This is a genomic window from Streptomyces sp. NRRL S-646 (assembly GCF_000720765.1).
GTDB lineage: Bacteria > Actinomycetota > Actinomycetes > Streptomycetales > Streptomycetaceae > Streptomyces.
The window spans coordinates 997670-1006568 of the sequence record NZ_JODC01000007.1 but is presented as its reverse complement, the minus strand read 5'-3'; the positions used below and the strand labels follow the sequence as shown (position 1 = coordinate 1006568).

The window sequence follows — 8899 nt, the reverse complement described above, 5'->3', positions numbered from 1 at the left end:
GCCGGTGGTGGTGTCGGGTGCGAGTGCGGCGGCGTTGCGGGGTCAGGCGGAGCGGCTGGCGGCGTGGCTGTCGTCCGGTTCGGGGCTGTCGCACCGTGATGTCGCGCTGTCGTTGGCGACGACGCGTTCCGCGCTGGAGCATCGTGCCGTACTGCTCGCGGCGAGCCAGGAGGAACTGCTGCAAGGCTTGCGGGCGTTGGCGGACGACGACCAGGCGCCGGGGCTGGTACGGGGTGCGCAGACGCGTGCCGGGAAGACCGCGTTGCTCTTCGCGGGCCAGGGTTCTCAACGGTTGGGTATGGGCCGGGAGCTGTATGAGACGTACCCGGTCTTCGCGGACGCCTTCGATGCCGTGGATGCGGAACTCCCGTTCGCGCTGCGGGAGGTCGTCTTCGGCGAGGACGCGGAACGGCTGAACCGGACCGAGTACGCCCAGCCCGCCCTGTTCGCCCTGGAAGTGGCGCTGTTCCGGCTGCTGGAGTCCTGGGGTGTGCGCCCCGACGTCCTGGCCGGTCACTCCATCGGCGAGATCGCCGCCGCGCATGTGGCGGGGGTGTGGTCGCTGGCCGACGCGGCCCGACTGGTGACGGCACGCGGCCGGTTGATGCAGGCGCTCCCGGCCGGCGGTGCGATGGTCGCCGTACAGGCGACGGAGGACGAGGTCGTTGCGCTGCTGAACGACCAGGTGGGTCTTGCGGCCGCGAACGGCCCGCAGGCGGTCGTGATCGCGGGCACCGCGGACGCCGTGGAGGAGGTCGCGGACCACTTCCGTACCCAGGGCCGCAAGACGACACCTCTGCGGGTCAGCCATGCTTTCCACTCCCCGCTGATGGAGCCGATGCTCGCGGACTTCCGCAAGGTCGCCGAGAGCCTGACGTACGAGCGTCCGAAGCTGTCCGTCGTCTCCACGGTGACCGGCAAGGCGGCCACCGCCGACGAGCTGATGTCGCCGGACTACTGGGTCGGGCACGTGCGTCAGCCGGTCCGTTACGCCGACGCCGTTCGCACCCTCGCCGAACAGGGCATCGGTCGCTATCTCGAACTCGGCCCCGACACCACCCTCACCGCCCTCGCCAAGGCCTCCCTCGACGACGCGGACGAGGCACTGCTCGTACCGGCCCTGCGCAAGGACCGCCCCGAGGCACCCGCTCTCCTCGCCGCGGTGGCCGGGCTGTTCACCCACGGTGCCGATGTCGACTGGCGCGCTCTCTTCCCCGGCAGCGGGGCTCGCGCAGTGGAGCTGCCGACGTATGCCTTCCAGCGGAAGCTGTTCTGGCCTCAGGCCTCTCACCGGCCCGGTGACCTGGCCGCCGCCGGAGTCGGTGCGGCCGGACACCCGTTGCTCGGCGCCGCTGTGGAACTGGCCGGCGGGGGAGTGGTGTTGACCGGACGCCTGTCGCTGCGTTCGCACCCGTGGCTGCGGGACCACACCGTTCTGGGCGCGGCGGTCTTCCCGGGCACCGGCTACGCCGAGCTGGCGCTGTGCGCCGGCGACCACGTGGACTGTGCCAGGGTCGAGGAGCTGACGATCGCGGTGCCGCTGGTGGTGCCGGAGCAGGGCATGGTCCGTTTGCAAGTCACCGTCGGTGTGGCGGACGACACGGGACGCCGCACCGTCGAGGTGCACTCACGTCCGCAGGACGCCTCCGACGAGACACCGTGGGCGTTGCATGCCGGCGGTGTGCTGGCCCCTGACACGACGACGGAGGCGACCGCCGACGCGGCGTTCGACCTCGCGGAGTGGCCGCCGAAGGGTGCCGAGCCCCGCCCCGTCGCCGACGTCTACGACCGGTTCGCGGCGGCCGGGCTGGCGTACGGCCCGGTGTTCCAGGGGCTGCGCACGGTGTGGCGGCGCGGCGACGAGGTGTTCGCCGAGGTCGTGCTGTCGGAGGAGCACGAGGGGCTCGCGGGCCGGTTCGGAGTGCATCCGGCACTGCTCGACTCGGCCTTGCACGCGGTCCTCTTCGGCCCGCTCGGTGAAGCGGGTGCCGGGCGGCTGCCCTTCTCCTGGAACGGGCTGTCGCTGCATGCGTCCGGGGCGCGCGCCCTGCGGGTGCGGGTGGCCCCGGCGGGACCCGACGCGGTGACCCTGCACTTGGCCGACCCGGCCGGTGACGCGGTCGCTGCCGTCGACTCGTTGGCGCTGCGCGAGGTGCCGTCCGAACTGGCGACGGGCGCGGGCCTGGCCGCCTCCTCCGGGACGTACCGGATGGACTGGACGCCACTGCCGACCGCGATCATGTCCTCGTCCTCGTCCTCGTCCTCGTCCTCGTCCTCGTCCTCGTCCTCGTCCTTCGCCCCGGCTCCCGCCGACGAGGCCTCCCTCGCCGACGGCCGTACGATCCTGCTGTCGGACCACGTGACCCCGGATGACGATCCGACCGCCGGGCTTCCCGCAGTGCCCGTCCGTACCTGGTCCGAGCTGACCCGGGCCGTGCACGACGGTGACCCGGCCCCCGAGACCGTGCTGCTTCCCTGGAGCGGTGCGACGGACGCCCCGTTCGACGGCTCGGTCGCCGCGGCCCATGCCGTCACCGCCGCCGCACTGAGCTTCGTACAGGACTGGCTGGCGGCCGACGAGTTCATGGGCACACGGCTCGTGGTGGTGACGCGGGGCGCGATGGCGGTGACGCCGGACGAGGGGGCGGATCCGGCGCTCGCCGCTCTGTGGGGCCTGATGCGCTCGGCCCGGACCGAGAATCCCGGCCGTTTCGCGCTGGCCGACCTGGACGGCACACCGGAGTCCTGGGAGACCCTGGTCGCGCTGCTCGCCGGCACGGACACCCTCGCCGCCGAGCCCGAACTGGCCGTCCGCGGGGGCACGCCGCTGGTCCCGCGGCTCGTTGCCGCGGCGCTGCCGGCCCCGTCCGTGACCGATGCCCCCTCCGACACTCAGCCGGTCCGGCTCGCGGACGGCACCGTCCTCGTCACCGGCGGCACCGGCGGTCTGGGCGCCCTGGCCGCGCGTCACCTGGTCACCGAACACGGCGTACGTCACCTGCTCCTGGCGGGGCGGCGCGGACCGGACGCCCCGGGCGCGGCGGAACTCACCGCCGAACTCACCGACCTGGGCGCCGATGTCACCGTCGCGGCCTGTGACGTGGCCGATCGGCAGGCGCTCGAGACCCTGCTGGCGTCGATCCCGGCGGACCGTCCGCTGACCGGAGTGATCCACACCGCGGGTGTGGTCGACGACGGTGTGACGGCGTCGCTGACCGAGGAACGGCTGCGTGCGGTGCTGCGTCCCAAGGCGGACGCGACTGAACATCTCGACGCGCTCACCCGTGATCTGAACCTGGCCGCGTTCGTGCTGTTCTCTTCGGTCTCCGGCACCTTCGGCGGCGCCGGCCAGGCCAACTATGCGGCGGCCAACGCCTACTTGGACGCCATCGCCGTGTGCCGCCGCCACCTCGGACTGCCCGCCGTCTCCCTCGCCTGGGGCCCGTGGGCGCCGGGCGCGGGAATGACCGCCGAGCTGACCGACGCGGATCTGCGCCGCATGGCACGCGGCGGCGTACGGCCGCTCGCCGTCGAACAGGGCCTCGCGGTCCTCGACGCCGCGCTGCGGGACACCGAGCTCTCCTTTCTCCTTCCGGTCGACCTGGACCTCGCGGCATTGCGTGAACTCTCCGAGGTTCCCGCGCTGTTGCGTGGCCTGGTGCGCGGCCCGGCGCGGCGCACCGCGCACACCGGCGGGCACGGGGGAGGCGGCGACGAGTTGCGGAGTCGGCTGTCGGCCCTGCCCACCGCCGAACGCGAACCGTTCCTGCTGGACCTGGTCTCCGGTCTGGTGGCCCAGGTGCTGGGCCATGCCTCGGCCGCCGAGGTGGAACCGGGCCAGGCGTTCAAGACGCTCGGTTTCGACTCGCTGACCTCGGTGGAACTGCGCAACCGCGTCAACGCGGCGACCGGGCTGCGGCTGCCCGCCACGCTGGTCTTCGACCATCCGTCGCCCGCCGCACTCGCCCGGCATCTGCTGACCGCGCTCGGCTCAGACGCCGCCGACCCGCAGGGTGTCGTGCTGCCCGCCGGGAAGGGCGTGGACGACGATCCGGTGGTCATCGTGGGCATGGCGTGCCGGTTCCCCGGCGGCGTCGAATCGCCGGACGATCTCTGGCGGCTGGTCAGTGAGGGTGGCGACGCGATCGGCGACTTCCCGACCGACCGCGGGTGGGACCTGGAGGCGCTGTACGACCCGGAGCCCGGTCGGCTCGGCAAGAGCTACGTCCGCCGGGGCGGATTCCTGTACGACGCGGCGTCCTTCGACGCCGGGCTGTTCGGCATCTCACCGCGCGAGGCGCTGGCGATGGACCCGCAGCAGCGGCTGCTGCTGGAGGTGTCCTGGGAGGTCTTCGAACGCGCGGGCATCGACCCGACGGCGCTGCGCGGCAGCCGCACGGGGGTGTTCGCCGGTGTCATGGGCCAGTACTACAACTCCTGCCTGAGCGAGGGCGAGCACGACTCCGACGGCTACCTGCTGACCGGCAACACCAGCAGCGTCCACTCCGGCCGTATCGCCTACAGCTTCGGTCTCGAGGGTCCGGCGATGACGGTCGACACCGCGTGCTCGTCCTCCCTGGTCACCCTCCACCTGGCCGCCCAGTCGCTGCGGTCGGGGGAGTGCGATCTGGCGCTCACCGGCGGCGTCATGGTGATGTCCACGCCGGACACCTTCGTCGACTTCAGCCAGCAGCGAGGCCTCGCCTCCGACGGTCGCTGCAAGTCCTTCGGGGCCGGAGCCGACGGTACGGCCTGGTCCGAGGGTATCGGCATGCTGGTGCTGGAGCGGCTGTCGGACGCGCGCCGCAACGGGCACCGGGTGCTGGCGGTGGTGGCCGGCTCGGCGGTGAACCAGGACGGTGCGAGCAACGGTCTCACCGCGCCGAACGGTCCCTCGCAGGAGCGGGTGATCCGGCAGGCGCTGGCCGGTGCCGGGCTGAAGCCCGCCGATGTGGACGTGGTGGAGGCGCATGGCACCGGGACGCCGCTGGGTGACCCGATCGAGGCGCAGGCGCTGCTGGCCACCTACGGCCAGGACCGTGAACAGCCCCTCTGGCTGGGCTCGTTGAAGTCGAACATCGGCCACACGCAGGCGGCTGCCGGTGTCGGTGGTGTGATCAAGATGGTGATGGCGATGCGGCATGGGATGCTGCCGCGCACCCTGCACGCCGACGAGCCCTCTCCCTTCGTCGACTGGACGGCGGGCGAGATCACCCTGCTGACAGAGAACGTGGAGTGGCCGCGGCCGCAGGACCGCCCCCGTCGGGCCGGAGTGTCGTCCTTCGGGATCAGCGGCACCAACGCCCACGTCATCATCGAACAGGCCGCTGACGCGGTCACCCCCGAACCGGCCACGGCAGTTGACGAGTTGCCGGTGACACCGATCGCCCTGTCCGCCGCGTCCGAGGGCGCCCTGCGCGGCCAGGCCGAACGGCTGTGGGCCCGCGTCGACGCCGACCGCGCACTGCGACTGAGCGACTTGGCTCTGTCGTCGGCGCTGCGGCCCTGGCTGGAGCACCGCGCGGTGGTCCTGGCCGCCGACCGCGACGAGCTGCTGCGCGGGCTGCGGGCCGTGGCGGTGGGCGGGCAGGACCCCGGCGTCCTCGCCGGCACCCCCGCCGGCTCCGTCGGCCGACGCCTCGCGTTCCTGTTCGCCGGGCAGGGCTCGCAACGGCTCGGTATGGGACGGGAGTTGTACGAGGCGTTCCCGGTCTTCGCCGAGACCTTTGACGCGGTGGACGCGGAGCTGCCGTTCGCGCTGCGAGAGGTCGTCTTCGGCGGGGACGCGGACCTGCTCAACCGGACGGAGTACGCGCAGCCCGCCCTCTTCGCCCTGGAAGTGGCGCTGTTCCGGCTGCTGGAGTCGTGGGGCGTGCGCCCGGACGTGCTCGCCGGTCACTCGGTCGGGGAGATCGCCGCCGCGCATGTGGCGGGGGTGTGGTCGCTCGCGGACGCGTGCCGTCTGGTCGAGGCGCGGGGCCGGTTGATGCAGGCGCTGCCCGAGGGTGGCGCGATGGCCGCCGTGCAGGCCACCGAGGACGAGGTGGCGCCCCTGCTCGACGACCGGGTGGGCGTCGCGGCCGTCAACGGGCCGCAGGCGGTGGTGATTTCGGGTACGGCCGAGGCCGTCGACGTAGTGGCCGCCCACTTCCGCGCCCAGGACCGCAAGGTCACGGCCCTGCGGGTGAGCCATGCCTTCCACTCGCCGCTGATGGAGCCGATGCTCGACGACTTCCGCGAGGTGGCCGAGAGCCTGTCGTACGAGCAGCCGCGGATACCGATCGTGTCCACGCTGACCGGTGAGCTCGCGACGGCCGAGGAGCTGATGTCCCCGGCCCACTGGGTGGATCACGTACGCCGGCCGGTCCGGTTCGCCGACGCCGTTCGCCGCCTGGACGCACACAGTGTGTCCCGGTTCGTGGAGCTGGGGCCGGACGGCACGCTGGCCGCGCTCGCCCAGGGCAGCCTCGACGGCGATGTGCGGGAGCGGCTGCTGACCCCGACCCTGCGCAAGGACCGTGCCGAGCCGATGAGCCTGCTCTCGGCGGTCGCGTCGCTGCATCTGCACGGCGGGCAGGTCGACTGGCCCGCCCTGTTCGCACCGACACGGGCGGCCGTGGTGGATCTGCCGACCTACGCCTTCGAGCACGAGCGTTTCTGGCCCGAGGGAGCCAGGCCGGGCGGTCCGTCGGCAGCGGGCGCCGCCGACCGCGCGGACGCCGCATTCTGGACGGCCGTCGAACAGGGCGACGCCGGTGCGCTGGCCGACTCGCTCGGCGTGGCCGAGGACGCCCTGGACGGACTGCTGCCGGCGCTGTCGTCGTGGTGGCGTGGGCAGCGGGAGCAGTCCCGGGTGGACGACTGGCTGTACGGCACGAGCTGGAAGCCGCTCGGCACGGTCTCCGCCGCGGCGCTGCCGGGCCGCTGGCTGGCGGTTTTGCCCGCCGGGCTGCGGGACGACGCGTGGAGCGGCGCCGTCCTGGACGGTCTCACGGCGAACGGTGCCGAGCCGGTGCGGGTCGTGTACGAGCCCGGCACCGACCGGGGCGCGCTGGGCGCACTGCTGGCCGCGGCAGCGCGGCAGGAGCCGGTCGCCGGGATCCTGTCCTTCCTGGCGCTGCCCGAGCCGAACGGCGCGAACGCCACGGAGGCGACCGACGGTCAGGATGCCGGTGACGGCGTGCCGGCCGGCCCCGCCGCCACCGCCGTACTCGTGCAGGCACTCGGCGACACCGGCATCGCCGCCCCGCTGTGGGCGCTGACCAGGAGCGCGGTCTCCGTCAACCGGTCCGACCGGGCGCCCGATCCGGCGCAGGGCGCCGTGTGGGGCCTCGGCCGGGTCGCGGCGCTGGAGCACCCGGACGGCTGGGGCGGTCTGGTCGACCTGCCCCAGGTCATGGACCGGCGCACGACGGCCCGCCTGGCCGGTGTGCTCACGGGCCGCACGGGAGAGGACCAGGTGGCGATCCGGGCGACCGGTGTGTTCGGGCGGCGGCTCGGCCGGACGGCACCCGGCGCACTCGGCGCCGGCTGGCGCCCGTCGGGCACCGTACTGATCACGGGCGGTACGGGCGCGCTGGGTGCCCGGGTGGCCCGCTGGGCCGCCGCGCAGGGCGCCGAGCACCTCGTCCTGATCAGCAGGCGCGGGCTCGACGCGCCCGGCGCACCGCAGCTGCGCGACGACCTCGCCGGCACGGGCGTACGGGTGACCGTGGCCGCCTGCGACGCGGCGGACCGGGACGCGCTCGCCGTGCTGCTGTCCGAGCACCCGGTCGATGCCGTGGTGCACACGGCGGGTGTCCTCGACGACGGTCTCGTCGAGGCGCTCACCCCGGAACGCTTCACGGCCGTCCTGCGGGCCAAGGCCGTCGCCGCGCGCCACCTCGACGAGCTGACGCGGGACCGGGTGCTGTCGGCGTTCGTGCTGTTCTCGTCGTTCGCGGGCGCCATCGGTTCCCCGGGCCAGGGCAACTACGCCGCCGCCAACGCCTACTTGGACACCCTGGCCGAGCGTCGCAGGGCGGCCGGGCTGGTGGCCACGTCCGTGGCGTGGGGGCCGTGGGCGGAAGACGGCATGGCCGCCGACGGCAGCGTCGAGGAGTATCTGCGCCGCCGGGGCCTGACGGGCCTCGACCCGGATCTGGCACTGATGGCGATGGAGCGGCTGGCGGGCGGCGGCGATCCGGCCGCGGTCGTGGCGCGGGCCGACTGGACGCGGTTCGCTCCCGCGTTCACCGCCGGCCGCGCCACCACCCTGTTCGGGGAGATACCGGAGGCGGAAGTCGCGCTGGCGGACGCTGTGTCCGGGGCGGACTCCGATGCCCTGCGGCAGCGGCTCGCCGGGCTCGGCGCCGACGAACGGTCCGCGGCGCTGGTCGAGTTGGTGCGGGAGCAGGCGGCCCTGGTCCTGGGACATGCCAAGGCCGGCGCGGTGGACCCGGCCCGCGCCTTCCGGGAGGCGGGATTCGATTCGCTGACCGCTGTGGAACTGCGCAACCGGCTCGGCGCGGCCACCGGCCTCAAGCTGCCGGCGACCCTGGTGTTCGACTACCCCGCACCCGTGGACATCGCCCGGTATCTGGAGGCCGAACTCGCCGGCCCCGACGGCGACTCGGCCGGGGGAACCCGTGTCGTCGCCGAGATCGACCGGCTCGCCGAGGTCCTCTCGGCTCAGGCCGGGGCCGGTGGCGAAGCACACCCGGAGATCACGGCGAAGCTGCGGGAACTGCTGGCGATGTGGACCGGCGCCGACGCCGCCGACGAGACGGACGACGCGGTCGCGGAACTGGACGTGGCGACGGACGAGGAGATGTTCGAGCTGCTCGACAAGGAACTCGGAACCTCCTGACCACCCGGCTCCGGCGACGGGGTCCACGCACGGCTTTGCGAGGAAGGCAAG

The 8899-nt window shown here is 73.5% G+C and carries 1 protein-coding gene; it reads left to right on the top strand.

What is annotated here, in order from left to right; genetic code table 11:
* A partial coding sequence (locus IH68_RS58105; protein ID WP_037885005.1) for a type I polyketide synthase occupies positions 1-8848 on the top strand: 8848 nt, incomplete at its 5' end.
* Positions 8849-8899: the final 51 nt, after the last annotated feature.